17 protein-coding genes are annotated in these 19,581 nt (G+C 47.5%); 7 read left to right on the top strand and 10 right to left on the bottom strand.

What is annotated here, in order from left to right; translation table 11 throughout:
* Positions 1–212 precede the first annotated feature (212 nt).
* Positions 213–1,625: a hypothetical protein gene (locus NDA03_RS04880; protein ID WP_348237446.1), complete on the top strand. Its 1,413-nt coding sequence runs from the start codon at positions 213–215 to the stop codon at positions 1,623–1,625.
* 356 nt (positions 1,626–1,981) lie between these two features.
* Entirely contained in the window at positions 1,982–3,388 is a 1,407-nt protein-coding gene (locus NDA03_RS04875; protein ID WP_348237445.1) for a CHAT domain-containing protein, read from the top strand.
* 12 nt (positions 3,389–3,400) lie between these two features.
* Here NDA03_RS04875 and NDA03_RS04870 read toward each other — a convergent pair whose 3' ends face one another.
* Positions 3,401–4,990 carry a glycoside hydrolase family 57 protein gene (locus NDA03_RS04870; RefSeq protein WP_348237444.1) on the bottom strand — a complete coding sequence of 530 codons (1,590 nt, stop codon included), beginning with the start codon at positions 4,988–4,990 and terminating at the stop codon, positions 3,401–3,403.
* A gap of 194 nt (positions 4,991–5,184) precedes the next feature.
* Here NDA03_RS04870 and NDA03_RS04865 point away from each other — a divergent pair, with 194 nt between their 5' ends.
* Both NDA03_RS04865 and NDA03_RS04860 read left to right on the top strand, forming a co-directional pair.
* Positions 5,185–5,967, top strand: coding sequence for a hypothetical protein (locus tag NDA03_RS04865; protein WP_190436095.1), 783 nt, complete (start codon positions 5,185–5,187; stop codon positions 5,965–5,967).
* A gap of 210 nt (positions 5,968–6,177) precedes the next feature.
* A complete protein-coding gene (locus NDA03_RS04860) occupies positions 6,178–7,416 on the top strand; it encodes an EcsC family protein (protein WP_199300645.1) in 1,239 nt (412 codons plus the stop codon).
* Between the two features lie 145 nt (positions 7,417–7,561).
* Here NDA03_RS04860 and NDA03_RS04855 read toward each other — a convergent pair whose 3' ends face one another.
* Positions 7,562–7,786 (bottom strand): hypothetical protein, encoded by a 225-nt coding sequence (locus NDA03_RS04855; protein WP_190412179.1) that lies wholly within the window; start codon positions 7,784–7,786, stop codon positions 7,562–7,564.
* A 235-nt stretch (positions 7,787–8,021) separates the two neighbouring features.
* Here NDA03_RS04855 and NDA03_RS04850 point away from each other — a divergent pair, with 235 nt between their 5' ends.
* A complete protein-coding gene (locus tag NDA03_RS04850) occupies positions 8,022–8,813 on the top strand; it encodes a cobyrinic acid a,c-diamide synthase (protein ID WP_190412180.1) in 792 nt (263 codons plus the stop codon).
* Between the two features lie 205 nt (positions 8,814–9,018).
* On the opposite strand, the gene petA is transcribed toward NDA03_RS04850, so the two are convergent.
* A complete protein-coding gene (gene petA / locus NDA03_RS04845; protein ID WP_190536466.1) occupies positions 9,019–10,008 on the bottom strand; it encodes a cytochrome f in 990 nt (329 codons plus the stop codon).
* 175 nt (positions 10,009–10,183) lie between these two features.
* A complete protein-coding gene (petC, locus tag NDA03_RS04840; RefSeq protein ID WP_190412182.1) occupies positions 10,184–10,723 on the bottom strand; it encodes a cytochrome b6-f complex iron-sulfur subunit in 540 nt (179 codons plus the stop codon).
* A 236-nt stretch (positions 10,724–10,959) separates the two neighbouring features.
* On the opposite strand from petC, the gene NDA03_RS04835 reads away from it, so the two are divergent.
* Together NDA03_RS04835 and NDA03_RS04830 are read left to right on the top strand one after the other, a co-directional pair.
* The gene (locus tag NDA03_RS04835) at positions 10,960–11,277 is read left to right on the top strand and encodes a DUF3067 family protein (protein ID WP_190536465.1); all 318 of its coding nucleotides are present in this window, start codon (positions 10,960–10,962) and stop codon (positions 11,275–11,277) included.
* A 230-nt stretch (positions 11,278–11,507) separates the two neighbouring features.
* Complete coding sequence (locus NDA03_RS04830) at positions 11,508–11,852, top strand: hypothetical protein (RefSeq protein WP_190536464.1); 345 nt, start codon at positions 11,508–11,510, stop codon at positions 11,850–11,852.
* Here the strand turns inward: NDA03_RS04830 and tatC are convergent.
* From tatC to NDA03_RS04800, 6 genes are all read right to left on the bottom strand, one after another.
* The gene (gene tatC, locus NDA03_RS04825; RefSeq protein WP_190536463.1) at positions 11,813–12,616 is read right to left on the bottom strand and encodes a twin-arginine translocase subunit TatC; all 804 of its coding nucleotides are present in this window, start codon (positions 12,614–12,616) and stop codon (positions 11,813–11,815) included. The two genes, NDA03_RS04830 and tatC, sit on opposite strands and share 40 nt — an antisense overlap.
* Before the next feature lie 242 nt (positions 12,617–12,858).
* Positions 12,859–15,123, bottom strand: coding sequence for a transglycosylase SLT domain-containing protein (locus NDA03_RS04820; RefSeq protein ID WP_348237443.1), 2,265 nt, complete (start codon positions 15,121–15,123; stop codon positions 12,859–12,861).
* Positions 15,120–15,329, bottom strand: coding sequence for a hypothetical protein (locus NDA03_RS04815; protein ID WP_190436084.1), 210 nt, complete (start codon positions 15,327–15,329; stop codon positions 15,120–15,122). Before NDA03_RS04815 ends, NDA03_RS04820 begins: the two co-directional genes overlap by 4 nt.
* A gap of 72 nt (positions 15,330–15,401) precedes the next feature.
* Positions 15,402–15,524, bottom strand: a complete 123-nt coding sequence (locus tag NDA03_RS04810) for a hypothetical protein (RefSeq protein ID WP_277878931.1) — start codon at positions 15,522–15,524, stop codon at positions 15,402–15,404.
* A gap of 566 nt (positions 15,525–16,090) precedes the next feature.
* Positions 16,091–18,322: a transglycosylase SLT domain-containing protein gene (locus NDA03_RS04805; protein WP_348237442.1), complete on the bottom strand. Its 2,232-nt coding sequence runs from the start codon at positions 18,320–18,322 to the stop codon at positions 16,091–16,093.
* A gap of 48 nt (positions 18,323–18,370) precedes the next feature.
* Positions 18,371–19,477 carry a class I SAM-dependent methyltransferase gene (locus NDA03_RS04800; protein WP_190668189.1) on the bottom strand — a complete coding sequence of 369 codons (1,107 nt, stop codon included), beginning with the start codon at positions 19,475–19,477 and terminating at the stop codon, positions 18,371–18,373.
* Positions 19,478–19,581: the final 104 nt, after the last annotated feature.

Raw genomic sequence — 19,581 nt, 5'->3', positions numbered from 1 at the left:
TCTTTTTTAACACGATGCTGGAGGTTTCCCCTAACCCCCCAATCATCCCGGATTTATGAGGAATTTTAAGTATAATAAAGCCCGATGAACCGGATTCATCTTGCCTGATGGCAGCCAAAGTATTACCAATTCGTCAACTTTCTTAGTATAGATTGCGAGTTTTTCGAGAGAATTCCATACTTTTTTAAGGAATAGACTCACTGTACAGACTTATGCAATCAACACTCGCGATTAGAAAGCCTCCAGTCCGCCGCCACCGCTGGTTTGAGAGATTGATGGCAATCATTGCCACGATCAACTTTGTTTTAGTGTTGTTTGACCTCAGTTATATACCCTGGCGTGATTTCTACCTTCGGGAAATTCCCAGTCTGATTCAGGTGTACGATCCAATTAAAGGAATTGAACCGCATCGAGAAACACAGGCTTATCTCAATCGGGTGAACGAACTGGAACAGCAAGTGATGCAGACTGGGCTAGAGTCAGCAGAGGTAGAAAGCTTGCTACAGGACTTGCGTAGCCGCAGTAATGAAATGATTGAGGATAATCCATTTGCGCTGGCGAAGAAAAGCGGTGCTTTAGAAAAAATTAAGAATCAAGTGCGCGATCGCGTGGGGAAAGAATCTGCCCATCAAGCCTTTAATGAATTTTGGAGTCAAGCTTATCTTTCCCAAGCCGGTTGGCAGCAAGAACTCAACTTCTTTAATACAGAAACTCGCCCTTTGATTCAGACTAACTACTATCGCAGTTTGGGAATCAATGGAAAATTTTTTGATGAATTTTGGTTGCTTGACTTACCGTTTACAATTTTATTCGCTCTAGAATTTTTGGTTCGCACTTTCTATATCAGACGCCAATATCCTAACTTTAGCTGGCTACAGGGAATGCTGCGGCGATGGTATGACCTGTTTTTGCTGCTACCCTTGTGGCGGTGGCTGCGAGTCATTCCGGTAATGGTTCGCCTCTATCAATCTGAATTACTAAATTTTGAGCCTGTACGGCAGCAAATTAACCATGATTTTGTAGCTAACTTCGCTGAAGAATTGACTGAAATTATGGGGATACAGGTAATTAACCAAATGCAAGGAGCGATTCAACGCGGCGATCTCGCACGCAGGCTGTTTCATCCGGGGAATAGCCGCCCCTATATTAATATCAATAACACTAATGAGGTGCAAGCGATCGCAACCCGCCTGATTAACCTCAGTGTCCATAATGTTCTCCCCAAAATTCAGCCTGATTTAGAAGCTTTAGTACATCACAGTCTAGAAAGTAGTCTCAATCAATTTCCGGTTTTTCAGCAATTCCAAAATATTCCGGGTTTGAGCCGTTTACCTAGCCAGATTAGTGAAAATCTCGCTAAAAATTTATCTCAAACTGCTTACAGCAACGCCCTGAAAGCAGTTGAAGATCCAGTCGGGACAGAATTAACGACTCGGTTAATTGATAACTTTGGAAAAGCTTTAGAGGTGGAATTACAGAAAAAAGACAACTTTAAGGAAATCGAATCTTTACTGGTAGATATGTTAGAAGAAATCAAAATTAACTACGTTAAAGGCATTGCCGAAGCCGGAATGGATAAAATCTTAGATGAAGTGGAACAATTGCACCAAATTGTTCGGCGATAGATTAAGAATTTACCAGTTTTTTTCAAACTTAGCCTGGAATGAGCTAGGGATACGGTATTGCCGTGTCCCGGAGAGTGGCATCTACGCAACTCAGATGTTGCTATATTTCTTATCTTCTCTCCGGAAAACGAGGGAATAGAGAGAGAAGGGAAGGGAGAAATCCTATTTCCGATGCTTAAAGAGAGGATAGAACCCCTTCTATGTAAATTTTTACAATTGAAATGCTCCCAAATAGTAGAACTTTGGCTGTCTTTGCTGTTACTCGAAAAAATATGCGCTAACACTATCTATATCCACCCGTGAAGTGCATCGCTTAAGCTTAATCTTCCAGTCATCTCAAAATTAGCGAGGCCGCTATGAAATCAATCGTGAGTAGTGTTAGCTTGTTGCTAGCAGGACTACACCTGGTAGGAATTAGCACAGAACGGGTACAGGCACAAGCAATCATTCCAGCACCCAATACTACTGCCACCGTATCTGGTGCGGAAGGGAAGATTCTTCTGGCACAAGCTGCTACCCCCACCAAATTAGACAATGCTTTCGACCGAGAAAATTTAACGGAGATAGTGCCCCAAATTGAGCAAACGTGGGAAAAACAATATGAAGATTACTTTCGGCTCAATTTCTCCGACGAGTCAATTACAGCAAAGGATGTCGCCGATACTCTAGGCAAAATCGCGGTTCAAACGGGTCAAAAGCCTGCTCTAATTTATGTAGTGCCTAGAGCAAAACAACTAGAACTGGTGTTGATTACTCCGGGGAATCAACCGATTCACAAGCGCATCCCGGAAGCGAAGAGTGAAATCCTGCTCAAAGAAGCGGCAAAATTTAGAGAAAATATCGTAGATCCCAGACATCTGAATAGTACCCGCTATCTGCCAGCAGCGCAGCAGTTATATCAGTGGATTATTGCGCCACTGGAGGCAGATTTAAAAACAAATAAGATAGACACGCTAATCTTTTGTGTGGGTGCTGGTCTGCGGACTATACCGCTGGCAGCTTTCCATGATGGGCAAAAGTTTCTGGTGGAAAAGTATAATATTGGGCGTATTCCTGCCTTCAAACTGACGGATACCCTCTATGTCTCTCTGAAGAATTCGCAAGTTCTGGCGATGGGTGCGTCCAAATTCAAGGAGCAAACTCCCTTGCCTGCGGTGCCAGTAGAGTTATCTGCGATCGCGCAAAAGCTATGGCAGGGTAAATTCTTCTTAAACCAACAATTCACCCTGGCGAATCTGCAATCGCAACGCGCCTCAGAACCTTATAAAATTATTCACTTGGCGACTCATGCTTTCTTCGAGCCGGGAGACCCGAGCAACTCCTACGTTCAGTTATGGGACGCGAAACTAACATTGGATAAGATGCGGCAATTACGGTGGAACTCTCCACCCGTGGAACTGTTAGTCCTGAGTGCTTGTAGAACTGCTCTCGGCGATAAACAAGCAGAATTAGGCTTTGCGGGGTTAGCCGTTAACTCTGGAGCGAAGTCTGCTGTCGCCAGTTTGTGGTCTGTCAGCGATGAAGGAACCTTAGCGCTGATGACAGAGTTTTATCGGCAACTGAAAACTGCGCCGATTAAAGCAGAGGCACTCAGGCAAGCTCAGATAGGGATGTTGCAAGGGAAGGTACGTCTGCAAGATGGTCAGTTGCACAGTTCCAGAGGGGAGATATCCCTGCCGCCAGAACTGGCAGGAATTCAGAACGTGAATCTATCGCACCCCTACTATTGGGCTGCCTTTACCTTAGTCGGCAGCCCCTGGTAATTTTTAATTGAATTAAAGAGGTCGATAGACGCGATAGTTGATTTCGGGGAAGATGTTGTCAATTTCCCCCACTTTTTCTAACCAACCGCTGTCGATTTTGCCATCTTTGATCTCGTCGTAGAGTTTGTGGAAGCGCATCAAGTGCGATCGCGTTCTTCTCACCGCATAAGGCACCATCGTTCCGGTTCGCATAATAAACGCCCAGTCAGAAGATTGTGCCAGCAGCACTTCCCGCGCCGCTTGATTGAGCGCTTTCCACTCCAGCTCATCCGCTGGTTCCCGCCGCGCCAGCTCGATCATCCGCTCTGCTGCCTTATGCAAGTGCGGGTAAATCCATGCGTTCGTTTCATTCAGCCAATACTCGTGGAAGCCTTTATAACCCCAACTCGACTGAGAAGGACGGCAGACTTGCTGCGTAGGATTCTCTTGTAAATAATCAGCCAAATGCGTCATCCGATACGTGCCTTGGTCATACCAAGACTTGCGGAACAGATAATCGATAAACCAAGGACCTTCGTACCACCAGTGACCAAACAATTCCGCATCGTAAGGCGAAACGATGATTGGCGGACGCTGCATAATGTGGTGCAAATGCTCAACTTGCCGCTCTCGGTTATAGGTAAAGTTAGCAGCGTGTTCAGCAGCCTTTTCCCGCGCCCAATAAGGGTCATAAAGTTGCTTATCGCCCAACCCTAAACCGCGCCCAGTAATTTTGTGATATTTGATGCCCGTATTCTTTCGCTGACCGTTGGGCATGATGTAGGGCTTGATGTATTCGTATTCCGCTTCCCAGCCCAAATCTTTGTAAAATTCCCGATATTCCGCCGCACCGGGATAGCCTACTTCCGAAGACCACACCTGTTGCGAAGACTCGTGATCTCGACCAAAGGCAGCAACTCCGGTTTCTGTAAAGATAGGCGCATAAGAGCCAAAGCGGGGACGGGGACGGGCGTAGAGAATACCATGTCCATCCGTCAGGAAGTAGCGCAATCCCGCATCAGCGAGCATCCGCTCTAACCCTTCATAATAGGCGCATTCCGGCAACCAAATCCCTTTAGGAGGACGCCCAAAGTTTTGCTCGTAGTGTTCTACTGCGACCTGAATTTGTGCCCAGACTGCCTGAGGATACATCTTCATCAGCGGCAGGTAGCCGTGCGTTGCGCCGCAGGTGATGATCTCCAGGTTATTACTATCTAAAAATTGCTTAAACGCCGTTACCAAGTCGCCGTCATAGCGTTCCCAGGTTTGACGAATCTCGCTAAATTCATGAACGTAATGTTCGGCAAGATAGCGAATATGACCGTTATTCGCATTATGCTCAACTTCTAGTTCAACGAGTTCTTCCAGTTTCGCTAAGTGGTCATCGTAGCGCTCTTGCAGTAGCGGATCGCGCAGCATCGACACCAAAGGCGGTGTCATGCTCATGGTGATCTTGAAGTCAATGCCGTCCCGCTTTAAGCCTTCAAATACGTGCAGCAGAGGAATGTAGGTTTCGGTGATGGCTTCAAACAGCCACTCTTCTTCCAGAACGTAGTCACTTTCAGGATGCCGCACGAAGGGCAGGTGGGCATGGAGAACAAGAGCAAGATAGCCGATGGGCATAGTAATTCTGGGGTCTTAGATGGACATGAAATTGAAGCAGGCTGGGCAAAATTGAATTTATTTTAAGATTTTACGGCGAAAGCGAGTCAGCATTCGGCGGGTATCCCCAATAAGTTCCGGTGGTGGTTCGCCTATCCTGGTAATTGACGATCGATTTGCCTGCTCTGTTTTGAAATCAGCGTAAAGTTCAACCTGTGCTAAAAAAAGTAACTTTGACACTTAGCCTGTTAACCGGCGCTCTTTGCGTTGGTGGCTCTTTTCAATCTACGTTCGCCACTCCCCTTATTGTTGCCCAAGAAGCACCTGTCCAAACACCCGCCCCAGAACCAAAAGTCGCTCCATCCGCACCAGCTTCAGAAGCCTCCCCGGCAGCCTCCCCAGCACCGACCACTCAACCAGCGTCGTCTGAGGTAAAGCTGACTTTAGAAGATTTGCCTGCTGGGTTTCAGGAACTCCCACCGGATGTAGCCGTTGAGATTGCCTCCAAATTGGATGTTCTCAGACAACAACTAACGCAAGCGAACATGAAGCCGGAGAACTTCTTTGCTTTCGTTAATCCGGAGAACTACCAAATCGTTTTGGGCTTCACTGGAAATATGCCAAATCAGCCCGAACAAGCTAATTTTGATGCGGGTCTGCAAGAAATGCAGAACCCTCAGAAGCAACAACAGATGTTGAGCCTACTGCGGGAGAGACTCAAAGCATACCAGGGACTAGAAGTTGTAGAATACAAACCCCTGCCGGAACTGAATAACTTGGGGAATGCTTCTAGTGGGATGACGCTGGCTCTGAAGATACAACAGCAACCTGTGCGGATGGATATCGCTGCTTTTCGCCGAAATTCGACAGGAGCGTTAACAGCGGTGATGTACGTCAATGGGAAAAAGCCTGCGGTGCAGGTAGGAGATGTGGTTCGCAAGCTAGATAGCCGGATTTTGCAGGTGTCTCCTGCTGCCAATCTGCCTCGCGCCCGCTAAAGATCGATAGAAGGCGATCGCGCTGAGCTTTCTCTCTTCTGCCATAGAGGGGGATTGAAGGCGATCGCGTTGCCCAACCAGATTTAAATCCCTTTCGGGGACTTAAATCTGGTTGAAAGTTCGCGGTTTTTCTTTCCCCCGATACAGGCGGAATCGAATTTGAGTGAGATATGCTCGCAGATAAACCCACCGGGCAATAGGAATTAAACGATGGATGACAAGCCGGGAATCGTGTCTGAAGAGACAGAAGCAAACTCCTCAACTTCTGTCTCAAAAACAGACCATGCGGAATCTTTAACGCAATCCACGGATGTCAAGAAGCCATCGTTCTTCGATTCAGTTGCGACTGCTGGGCAAGCAGTGGCGAAAACAGTAGCCGGAGTCGGCATGGCAGTTGGTAACACTGCCTTCCAGACAGGTAAAGCTGTAGCGACAACGACGACTGGGGTAGCTCAAGCGGCGGGGAAACAAGCGCAAAAATTGATCGAACAAACCACACAAGGCGCAGGGCGTGCAGTGACTTTTGTGGGCGACAACTCATTTTTGCGGCACGTCACGAGGGCGTTACCCACGAATTGGTTGCTGGGGATTATCAATCAAGTTGATGTGGTAAAAGCTGAAGCTGATGTTCAAAAGCTACAGCAAAAGTATCCCGACGAAAAACCGAATCAGATTGCTCATCGTCTGATGATGGAGAAAGCGGTTTATGGAGGCGGGATGGGACTGGCGACTAGCTTGTTGCCGGGAGCAGCATTGGCGTTGCTGACGGTTGATTTGGCAGCAACGACGCTATTGCAGTCAGAGATGGTTTATCAGATCGCCGCGGCTTATGGATTAGATTTGAAAGATCCCGCGCGTAAGGGTGAAGTGCTGGGAATCTTTGGTTTGTCTTTGGGCGGTTCTCGTGCAATTAAGGCGGGTTTGGGTTTGTTAAAAGCGACGCCAGTGGCGGGTGCTGCAATCGGTGCTAGCGCGAATGCGACGATGATCTATGCGCTGGGGTATGCGGCTTGTCGCTTTTATGAGGTACAGTTGCATTCTGAGGCATCGACGGAAAAGCTGGTAGAGTCTCAGGCAGCAAGCGAGAAGTATTTAGAAACTGCGATCGCGCAACAAGCGATTATGGATCGGATTCTGGTTCATATCATCGTGGCGAGTCATCCAGGCAAATCTTGGGAAGATATCTTACCGTCGTTACAAGCTGCCAAACTTAGCCCTGCTTCTCTAGAAGCGATCGCCAATAACATCAATCAACAACAGCCTTTAGATACGCTTCTAGATCAACTCAATCGGGACTATGCGTTGCCGCTGTTAGCTCAGTGCCATACAATCTCCCAACTAGATAGCGCAGTGACACCAGCAGAATCCCAAGTCATTGAAAAAATTACCCAAAAATTTGATGTTGACGTAGAAGCAATTAAAAAAATTGCCAGTTCGATACAAGGCTGACAGACTCTACTAACGCTTGTGCGCGATCGCTCTCATCGCCCCAGTCTGCTTCAAAAAGCGAAGATTGGGGAACGAATCTCGTGCGTTTTTGTCTGTTGAGTGTTAGTCAGGCTTTTGATCTGGGAATCCTAGGAAGGAGACGATACTAAATTTCTCTCCTGCGATCGCTGCTAGCCATGACGAAACAGTGGAATTTTCGAGAACAAACCAGCGCCGGGGAAGAAGCACGCACTAGCGTTGCAGCTTTGATGAACAACAAGGCGTGCAACCAGGGGTACGACTTCTCTGCTCGGACTGGATTCTGTAGCGCTACGTCAGCATCAATAAGTTTAAGTTTGATTGCCTCATCTCTTGCATCTGAAAAACTCACCCCTCAGCTTCTTTCCCTTGTAATCAAAGCAGAGAATTACTTCTCTTTCCTGGCAGGATAAACATTGCAGGAAACGCTTCCTGGTACAAGAGATGAGATTTAGGAACTCCAAGTAACTAAATAGGCAGGTAAAAATAAATTTAAAAAATTAATTCTCAACTCAACTTAAGAAGTGTTCGGTTGTTTGAATTTCTTGATGATTAGGTTTGTATACTTACTGATATTTTTTTTGGTTATGACTGAACAAATCTCTCAAATAGCGGCGATGTTTGAACTTGGAGAATCAGAAAGTATTCTTGATAAACTCCCTCCAGAAGCAAAAAAATGGGCGGAAAGCTTGCCTTGGAGCCAGCGCCGTTATGTGCTGTCATTGTGTCATCTAATGTGTGCGGCTACTCCAGAAATGCAAGCCGAATTTCTGGATGATTATACGGCTACTGGCTTAGTTGCCAAAAGACTTCAAGACAAAAATACTCAGCAACGAGTCCAAGACTATTTAACACAATTTCACCTTAAGTTAGACTTAAATGAATCAGTTTTAAGAATTTATATTAGACAGTTTTATATTCATTCAGCTCAAGATGTAAGTAGGCAGCCCGAATTGTACTTAGAATCAGCTCTGCGGCTGGTTCTAAGTTCAGAAGAACGCAACAACGTATTTAACTACATCTTGGGGTTTGAACTAATTAAAATGATGTTTAAAATGAGCTGGTTGCAGCATGAAAGACTCTACCAGCTACAAATTAATCAAGAAGAGTTTTTAAATACTTATATAAAACCAATTCAACATGCTCATCGAATTAATGCAATCGTCGTTCCTAGTCCTAATAATCGGTTTTTTGACAAACGTAATTATTTTGTACAAAAACCTGTAATTACGGAGAGGAAGTTAATACAGCTAGTTATCGCTACTTTTAATACGGATTTAGTTACTCATTTTGGTTTTACAATTATTCGACATCTCAACTCTTTAGTTTTTGACTATGAATATATCTTTGAGGATGAACAAGAAGGTGTATTTAAATAATCCTAATTTGCTTTGGGCTTAAAACTTTATTAGGTTGATCGCGTTAGCCAAGCACAGGGTATGCAATGCTATAGCCTGGGATGACTGAAACCTCCCTACTCCATAAAGTTGCAAAGGTAGAGGAGGCTTGCAAGTACGTTATTTTTGAGCGCAAAAAAAGACAGGCAAAATGCCTGTCTCATAATGATTCAGTACAACGCCAAACTTAGAAATTCATCTCAGCAGCTTGCACTCTTTCAACTTGCTTCTTCTTCAAGACTAGCAAGACTTGACACAACATGATTGCAGCAATAAATGCCATCAACCACTTGATCCGGGTGGGGCTTTGCAAAACGATTTCGGCGTCCATTTGACCAAATCCACCGACGTTCGGATTGGAGGTCAGCGCTTCGCCAGCTTTGACTTCCTGCCCTTCGGAGACAACTAGCTCTGGACCGGCGGGAATTGTATCAACAACTGCATTGCCTTCTGCTGGTTGAATGGTGACTTCAGAGCCACCTTCTTCAGCTTGGGTAATGGAAGTGATGCGACCCGCTACGGAAGCGCTATAGACGGAATTGTTGCTCTTTTCACCTGTGGGGTAAACCTGACCGCGACCCCGGTTGCCACCCACGTGAATCGCGTATTTACCGAAGAAAACTTTCTTATCGGTCTGTGGATTGGGAGACAGAACGGGGAAGATAATTTCCTGATATTGATCGCCTGGAATGGGACCAACAATGACAATATTTTCTTTGTCTTCGCTGTAGGGTTGGTAGTAGAGTTCCCCAATTTTTTCCTTCATTTCTTCAGGAATTCTATCTTCGGGGGCAATTTTGAAGCCTTCTGGCAACATTAACACAGCACCCACGTTCAAGGGACCTTTGCTACCATCCGCTTGCACTTGCTGCGTGTTGGTGTCGTAAGGAACTTTTACGACAGCTTCAAAGACGGTGTCTGGCAGAACCGATTGAGGGACTTCTATTTGTGTGGGTTTGGCACCGAGGTGACAGTTGGCACACACAATCCGCCCCGTTGGTTCGCGAGGGGTTTCAGGATAGGTTTGCTGTGCCCAGAAGGGATAGGCACTGGCTGATTGGGGAAGGGCTAGATCGCTGGCGAGGAATATTGACACGGTGGCGATCGCAACCAGGACGGTTTTGCAAATCGCCTGTTTGCCTATTTTGGATATCGCCGATAAAGAAACTTTTCTCATCTCTCAAGAAGGGATTCTGGGTCGAATTTCAAACAATATCTATCAGTTCTTTGTCCTTAGGTTTCGTTCTTAGTTTTTTGTCCTTTTCATCCTTCGTTTTTGGTCGGTTACAAATAACCGATGACCCATGACGACTAACTGATGACTGATAACTAAGCACCGATGACTAATGACCTTATGTCCACCAAGGATTTTCGCCGGTACGGAAGTCGGTTTCCGTCCAAGGCGTTAATGTAACCTTGTCCTCCGCCACGGTAGCGTGAACCAGTGCCAGAGACAGCGGTGCTGGTCCCCGTACCACCTTGCCGGTGCTGTCATACTGGGAACCGTGGCAGGGACACATAAACTTGTTCTCACCAGAATTCCAAGGAACAACGCAACCCAAGTGGGTGCAGACGGCGTTTAAGCCGTAATTGTCAATGGTTTTCTCCTCGGTCACGACAATGTAGGTGGGGTCGCCTCTGAAGCCTTGAACCAAGGTGCGATCGCCTGGATTATGATTAGCTAAAAAATCACTCACAATGACATCGTTGCCGATGGCATCTTTGGCAGTTAGACCACCACCCGTTCCACCACTCGAAGGGGGGACAAAATACTTAATAACGGGATACAGTGCCCCCAGAGCTGTTCCTGTAATGGTCCCAAAAGTGAGCAAATTCATAAATTGACGACGCCCCATATCGGGAACGTCTGACGAGCTAGAAAGTTGAGCCATGAGTAACGTCTGAGTGTATAGCTATGTGAACAACCCTGGGCTAAGTCCCAGATTTTGTTAAAACTTGCCCAATAAATATATACCAAGCAAGTCGCAAGCCTGTTCGCCACAAACCCTTTTGTAGAAAGGTTTACAGCCTTGCTAAGGGTATTATTACATTCTTTTGCACCGTATCATTAATTTAAGAAGCGCTCCATTTATGACGAAATGTAAAGAAAAGTAATTGCGATAAAACTATGACAGGACAAGACCTTCGCCAACTCCTGATCGACAAGTGGGGACGCTCATACGATATCCAGATCAGGCGGACTCAGGGCAAAATTTTCCTCCAGGTAATGTGGAAATACTTAGAACAGGCGTCTTTTCCGCTGTCGGAGGCAGACTACATAGCGCACTTGGAGACTGTCGCCGAGTATCTTCATGGTTGGGGTGGAGCTGACCAAGTACAACATTATATTGAACAAACGCGCGATCGCCCTCGACTCGGTAAAGCAGTCAGCATCCCCCTAGACCTGGGCGAGCGAGCCTCGGAGTGGATGCTCGAACAGTTTTAGGAGCCGTGCGTGCGATTCTCACTCAATAGAACGACAGCTTCCTGTTGGCACTATTGTCGCATTCACTGCATACCTAAACTATCTTTTGATTCGCAATAGCGACACCTGTTGTCAAGTGCTTTGTCAATTATTTTTTAAAAGATTTTGATGTATGAGGGTTTTTGGGTTGGGAAGCTCCTACTTCTCAAATCAACGTTGACGAACTCATTGCAGAATGGGTAAATTTCTGAATGGAAATTTACCGCAGCACCACAATTATCCAAGGGCAAGGTGTAAGACGAACCCTCTTGCAAGCTCGCTTCAGCCAAGATAAGGGAAAGCCAAGGGGTTCAATTCGCCCTCGGCTTTGTAAAGTATTTTCGTCGGAAAATGTTTCTGAAGACAAGATTGAAAATGTTCAGCTCAGCAATTTCACCCTTGAGGTTCGTCGAGTGCAGCTATTCAGGGCGATTCCCAATACAGCAGCACTCCAGAGAGCCGAAGATGAGGCAGTTCAAAAATTAACTCGTCCAGGTTGCATCGTATTTTGCCGATCTCAGCGCCCTACGAGCTTAACTAAGCCAATCCCGCTGTAGTAGAGTCCCAAGACGGCACCCGCGAGGAGGCTTTGGGTGAGGGGGTCGGTGGAAGGCGTCAGGATGGCACCCAAAATTGCTGCTCCCAGGATCACAAACCGCCAGCCAGATAGCATTTGCCCAGAAGAGACAATTCCCAAAAAGCCGAGTAGCAGCTGAACGATCGGAATTTGAAATGCCAATCCGGTGCTAAACATCAGCAGCAACACGAATTCAAAATATCGGTCAATTGACCACAGCTGCTCGACGACATCTGCCCCGTAACTGATGAAGAAATTCAGAGCGGCTGGAATTAATGCTACATAGGCAAATGCCAGTCCCCCCACAAACAAGACACCCGACCCTAAAACAACGGGTCCTACTAAGCGGCGTTCGCGGCGAGTGAGTCCTGGGAGAACAAACAGGATGAGCTGGTACAGGATAAAGGGGCTGGCTACGAGCAAGCCACTGTAACCGGCAACTTTAATGGAGACAAAGAAGTATTCTCCGGGTGCCAGCTGGAGGAACTTGACGCCCTGCGCCGGTACTTCCAGCAGCTGGACAATTGGCTTGACAAACAGGAAGCAGCCAATAACACCTAAGGCAACTGCAATCAGCGCATAGAAAATCCGCCGCCGCAACTCCTCCAGATGGTCGAATAGAGACATCTCGATCTCAGCGGGCAGCTCATCAAGGTATTCATCTTCTAGATTGCGGTTCGCTGATTCCGGCTCCACGCCTGGATTTAGCTGGGATGCGGTATCGACTTCTGAAGGAAGCGTCATCGGTCAAGTTTGATTTGAAGATTTCTTGACTATTGTATCCGGGTCATCCGTACCGTGCGATCGCGCATGGCTCACCGACCCTTAAAAATTGAACAAAGCACAGAAATGGAAATCAACGCCACTCTTAAAAGCTGGTAATGAGGAATCGGTCATCGAAAATGGGTTTTTACCAATTTCCAATTCCCAATTCCCGATTCCCTAAAGAGCGATCTTTAATCGCGCCTAAGTGTAAATTCCAATTTTTAATTTTTGAATGCGGTTGGCTGACCTTCGGAGTATTTTGCTACCTGCTGGGAGATTTTCGGATTGTACAGGCGTAAGTAATTCCAGTAGTTGCCAAACACATTTTTGACATAACCCTGCGTTTCATCAAAGGGAATGGCTTCGACGAATTCATCTGGATCGCTGACTTTTTTGCCTTGGAGCCACTTTGACAGATTACCAGAACCGGCATTGTAACTTGCGATCGCTAACATGGAGTTATTTTTGTAGCGATCGTGAATTTCATCCAGATACCAGGTGCCTAATTTAACGTTGTCGTTAGGATTTTCCAGGCTATATTTCTTGAGGCCAATGTTTTCGGCAACCCATTTACTGGTTTCCGGCATCACCTGCATTAAGCCAACCGCACCGGCAGTGGAACGGATTTTTGGCTCAAAGCGGGATTCCTGTCGGATGACAGAGATCACGAGCAAGGGATTGAGTTGACGTTGTTGAGACCAGTTTTCAATCGCTTCGACATAAAGCGTCGGATACAAAGCCTGCCAGTAAGCAATTTGTTGTGTTAGAGCTTTGTACTGTGCTTGCTCCTCCGGGTTCTCACGGTCTTCTAAGCTGGAGATTTTAGCAATTCCTTGCAAGTGGTCTCCCATATTGAGCCGAAGCAAACCATCGGTAAATTGTTCTGCCACCGTTGGGTTGACCCGGTTTTCAAACTCCGCTTGCCAGAGCCTCCAGGCATCTTTGCCTTGACCCATTTGGTAAAGTTCTTGTAAAGCAGCAGAACCCACGGGCAATGACGGTCGCTTGGCAGGCCATTCTACTTTCGGATCTCGCTGACGCACGCTGTTAAAGTCTCCCACATCCCAGCCCAGCATGACGGCAGACCGCCAAGCATAGTAAGACTGGGGATACTTCGCCACGACGTTCTCAAAAGCTGCTTTCGCCTCCTGCTTGCGTCCCAGCTTGTTTGACCATTTACCCACCCAAAAAGCCGCCCGACGAGCTAATTCGCTATCAGGATTCTGAGTGGCGATCGGCTTGGCGATTTGCAGCGCCTCTTGGTAATTTCCACCCCGCGCCTTCGATTGAGCTAATTTCCACCGATATTCTGCCGCGGCATCGGTATTGCCATACTTGGTGAGTAATGATTGACGCGCTTCGGCTGCGGACTCAGAACTTTTAAGACTATCGAGAATTTTCGCTTCTAATAGGATGGCTTCGCCAGCTCGGTCGGGGAATTGACTGATAACTTGGTCGAGATAAGGAACCGCCTCGATAGCGGGACCGATTTTGGCGATCTGGATGAGCGCGGTTGCACTTTCGTTCGCATTGGGGAAGTCTTGCACCACCTCTTTATAAGCGCGGAGGGCTTTAACTTTCTTCTCGGCGAGATCGAGTCCCCTAGCGACCCGGTAGGCGTTGTGGGGGGTGCGGGGGGCTTTGGCATAAGCGGTACTGGCTTGACCGTATTTCCGGTTTCCCCAGTAGCCTAAAGCGATCGCTTCCCATACTTCTGGCTTGAGTTGCTCTGCTGGCAAACCTATCAACTTATCTAGCACTGAAGTAATTCCTGGAGTGTCAAAGGCATACTTTGCCAGCGACACCATCAATTTTGCTTGGTTGGGATTGTCTTTGAGTAAGGCGTGGGCGATTTCCAGACTACGGGGATGACTGGGAAATTTCTCAACGGCTTCTTCCCAATATTTCGGTTCCGTCTTCCCCAACACATATAAAGCTTCGACTGACACGGGATCTTGAGAATGGTGTTTTAACAAACCTTCCCAAGCTGCCTTGGCTTTTCGGGTGTTGCCAATCAGTTCGTAAGCTTGCGCTCTCCGAAGAGCAATGTGTCCGTCTAGGACGCGATATTCAAACTCTAATCCTTTTAACCATTCCAGTGCTTTTTCTCCCTGTTTGGAGGCAATCAGATCGCTTGCTAGGAGATAACGGGCGCGGCTGCGGTCGAGGGATCTTGGCCCTGTGGCGATCGCTTCTAGTTGTGATGCCCGCTTTTGTGGGGGTAGCGAGATTAAAGACACAATCGCAGAGTTGTCGATCTGATTTCCCGACATCAAGAAACTGCCGTACCCATGCATCGGCACCCAGCCAACTACTTTTTCCAGCCAGACGCCATACTTAGTTGGCAAAAAGGTTGCTCCCAAAAGGATTGCGCTTAGTCCCACACCCGCAGCGATCGCGACTTTGTTTCTCCGTCTAGATTGATAGGGGCGAGAAAAACTAAACTGTGACTTTCTCCGAGCAAAAATCGAGCGTGACTTCCTCATGTAACCTCCTGGCGGCGGACATTGCTCTCTCCATCTGGCATTTCAGTAACGTCGATTTCGTTATTTGCTTTTTCCAGATGGAAGACCAAACTGGTCGTATTATTGACAAGCCATCCTTCTAATAACTGGCGGCTCGTTGACTCTTTATCGCTAATAGGTAAAAATCCTTTAGAGAAAAAAGAATGGAAGGAAAGCGTGACTGACACGCCGCGTTTGCACTTGAGGGAGATCCCCTGGCATTTGGATGATTTAAGGAAGCGATGGAATTGACCAGCATTCTAAATTTGAGCGATGAGAAGATCGCGAGTATTTTGCAGCCCCTGATTTGAGAGCCTAATTTTAAAGTTGGTAGCCGTGCCATCATACGCTTGGGTTCCGGTAGCCTGATTCGCGGTCATCATGCTTATGGAACTAAACAATAAACGTTGAAATTAGACAGCTCTTACAAAGCAGCCGCTGCTGGTGCCCGATTAATGAATGAAGCACAAGCGCAAAACTCTTTGAATTCGCTGGTTATTGGGTGATACAAGCTCCCGCGCTGACTGCTTCACTCAGCAGCCATTGACATGGAACTCTATCTAAACCAGGATAATCGATTTAAGCGAACAGCCGAAGATTAGTGATCCCCGTCAGTGGGCGCGAGGAAATTTTAGGCAGCAAGCGATCGCTTCTATGAGAACAGCGGTGTTCAAAATTGATTAACACAAATTATTGAAAAATTTATATTATCCCCTCACATCTGGGAGAAAATCCCCCAGTAGAGAGTAGACACGCGGATGTTTCAGCAATAACTGGATAGCCGCAGATATTACCTGCTAGAAGCTGCCCAGAAATGCTTAAAAATTCTTCAAGTTTTCAGGATACATGAAACTTCTTGCAAAAATAAAAATGACAAAGCCTGACGAGAGCAGGCTTAATAAAGTTGTGTTTCTACACGATTTAAAAGATTTTTGCAAGAAGTCTTTGGTTAATTCTTGAGTGCAGTTGGCTGACCATCCGAATATTTGGCGACCAACTGGGCAACCTGTGGATTGTACAATCTCAGGTAGTTCCAGTAGTTTCCAAAAACCTGCCTGACGTAGCCTTTGGTTTCCTCAAAGGGAATTTCTTCAACAAATTCATCAGGATCGATAGATGGCCCTTTTTCTTTTAGCCATTTCGATACATTACCGGGACCTGCATTGTAACTGGCAACCGCTAACAAGGAGTTATTGTTATATTCCTTGTGGGTAAAATCTAAAAACCAGGTGCCCAACTTTACGTTATCGTTGGGATTTTCGGTGTTAAATTGCTTGACGCCAATTTTATCCGCCACCCATTTGCCGGTTCCGGGCATGACCTGCATTAAGCCAACTGCACCCGCAACCGAACGAATTTTTGGCTCAAATCGGGACTCTTGCCGAATCAGGGCGGTGACAAGCAGGGGATTGAGCTGGCGCTGTTGCGACCAGTTTTCGATAATTTCCAAGAACGGGAACGGATACAAGGTGTGCCAGTAAACTGGTTGTTTGCGGATTGCTTTGTATTCAGCTTGCTCTTCGGGTGTTTCTCGGTCTTCTAGAGTCGAGACCAGGTTCATTCCTTTCAGGTGGTTGCCCAATCCCACCTGCATGATGCCGTTAGTAAATTGTTCGGCAACGGTTGGCTGCATCCGGTTCTGAAATTCTGCCTGCCAGAGCGTCCAAGCATCCCATTTTTGACCGAGCTGGTACAATTCCTTCAACGTTTCAGACCCGGCAGGTAGGATGGGATGCTCGTCAGGTCGCACCACCTGCGGGGACAATTGACGGACGGTGGTAAAGTCTCCAACGTCCCAGCCCAACAAGACGGCAGATCGCCATGCATAGTAAGACTGGGGGTATTTCGCTAGGACGTGTTCGTAAGCGGCTTTTGCATCCTGCTGACGCCCTAGTTTGGCGGCCCATTTACCCACCCAAAAGCCAGCTCTGGGAGCCAAAATATGATCGGGGTTTTGGTTGGCGATTGGCTGCGCCCATTGCCAAGCCCCTAAGAAATCCCCTAGCGTCGCCTTGGCTTGGGCGACTTTCCAGCGGTATTCTGCGGCGACATCGGAACTGCCATATTTAGTCAGGAGCAATTGACGAGCTTCCGCAGCTGATTTGTCGCTGTTGAGACGATCGAGGATTTCGGCTTTGGCGAGGAGTGCCTCACCGGCTTCGTCGGGAAATTTGCGGATAACGATGTCGAGATAGGCGATCGCTTCCGGTGGCTGGGATGATAAAGAAGCCAGCCGCCTCAAAGCGAGTCCGGTTTCTTTGGCATCGGGAAATTGCTGAATCATCTGTTGATAAGCAATTTTCGCTTCGGTTCGTTTCTCGCCGAGATGGAGTCCGCGCCCAATGCGGTAGGCGTGGAGGGAGGTGCGGGGGGCTTTGGCGTAGGCTTGTCCGGCTTTGCGGTACTGACCGTTTTCCCAATAGCTATAAGCGATCGCTTGCCAATCTTCTGGCTTGAGTAGCCCTGTACCTTGCTGTTTGAGCGCCGCTTCATGAGAAGTCACCAGCCGATCCAGAATCGGGAGAATGCCGGGGTCGCTTGGAGCATTTTTGGCTAAATGTAAGAGTAATCTGGGTTGATTGGGATTCTTACTCAGGGAAGAACGCACAATTTCCAGGGTGCGCGGATGGCTTTTGAACTGAGCGATCGCTTGTTCTCTGTACTTAGGATTCGTTTGCCCCAGCACAAACAACGCTTCTGCGGCGACGGGATTATCGGGATAACTTTCGAGTAAATTCTGCCAAGCTGCGGTAGCTTTTGCTTTGTCCCCGGCAAGTTGGTAAGCTTGGGCGCGTTTCAGGGCGATGTAAGGGGCAAGAACCGGATAGTCTGCCTCCAATCCTTCCAAAGACGCGATCGCTTTTTTAGGCTGCTGTTGTTGGAGCGAATCGTTCGCCAACAGATAGCGGGCGCGATTGCGTTCTGGGGATGGGGTGCCATTGGCGATCGCTTCTAATTGTGCGACCCGCTGTGCTGCCGGTAGCGACGCCAATGGCAAAACAGAATTCTTGGATTGGCTCCCCGGATTCAAAAGGGTTTTATCGGGGGACTGACCGTTCGGGGTTAATTTCTCCAGCCAACTGGTTAATTGCGGGACTGACAGCGTTGCTCCAGCGACTAGCGCTAGTAGTCCGGCTCCAACACTTAGCAAAATTTTATTTTTCTGTGCAAGCTTTAGCATCGATCCTTATCCTTACCAACCCAAAAAGGGCAACAACCTTGTATTCCGTTAGTACCGTCTACAGAGAATCCAACGCAGCTCCATCGGAGGGGTTTCTTGGATGGGAAACACGTCACGTCCGCTCGTCCAGGATACAAACCAATTAGTGGGGGGCCATGCCTCTTGCGGAAGGTGAGCGCGCTCATAATCAAGCACAGATTCATCTGACAGCATTTCCAGAGGTAAGTCCTCCATCGCTCGCTTCAGCTCCGATCGCGTCATGATATACGATGCCGCTACCTGTGACATTTCCCGCACCCGATCGTTTGGCTCATATCCATCCACAGCTAAGAAGAGGTTGAACAGCAACAGACCGCTACCTTGGATAACATCGCACATTTTCGCCAAGAGTAAGCGGACTTGATCGTTATCCCGGAAGTGAGACACCACTTCCGCCACAATTGCGAATTTGTAATAAGCGGGTCGCATTCTCACCAGGGGATCGAGGATATCACCCTGGATGACTCGAATTGGTAAATTTTCCGCCACTGCCGCATTTAACACTTGTTCCGCCAAACCAGGAGTCAATTCTAAAGCATCAACCGGATGGCCTTTTCGCGCCAAGGGAAGGCTATTGCGACCTGTTCCTGCTCCCACATCAAGAATTGGGTTCCGAGCCGGATCTCTAAATTGGGCAGCCGTTGCCATGACTTTCGCGTCTGGGTGACTACCAAATAGGGGCGGCTCTCGGTTCTGAATCCACTGCTGGTACTCCTGGGCAACCGATAAAATCCTGGTTGAGACGTTACAGGTGAGGCTATTTAAGGAAGTAGGATCGGGTTGGTACTGAATGACTAATCGAGCATGAGGAGAAGCCAGAAAACCTTCTTGAATATTAGATGCAATCAAATCGCGCAATTTTTGCAGTTCTTCAGGAGAGAGTTGGCGACCAATCGCCTCAAACAGCCGCACTAGCCGATTGAGTGCATAATCTAGCATTGATGGCACGCAGGGCATCGTCAGTTCACCGCGGGCAGAGGAATGATGATTAAACTGTCTCTGGAGATCTTGCTGTAGCACGCTCGGATCGGGGCGGGCTACCGACTGGTTGCTAGGAACTGGCGCATTGGATGGCGACGAAAGAGGTTGAGGTTCTCCCCTAGCTTTTGAAACCATCAATCCGCTCCTAAATCCAATCGGAAAAAGTGTATTCCTATAAAGTGTATCTACAGGGGACAAGTTACGCGGGTGGGCAGACGAGTCTTGTTGATGATTTTTGA

Source organism: Trichocoleus sp. Lan, from assembly GCF_039961855.1.
GTDB lineage: Bacteria > Cyanobacteriota > Cyanobacteriia > Cyanobacteriales > FACHB-T130 > FACHB-T130.
The sequence above is the reverse complement of the archived record's forward strand: the minus strand, read 5'-3'. Positions and strand labels throughout refer to the sequence as shown.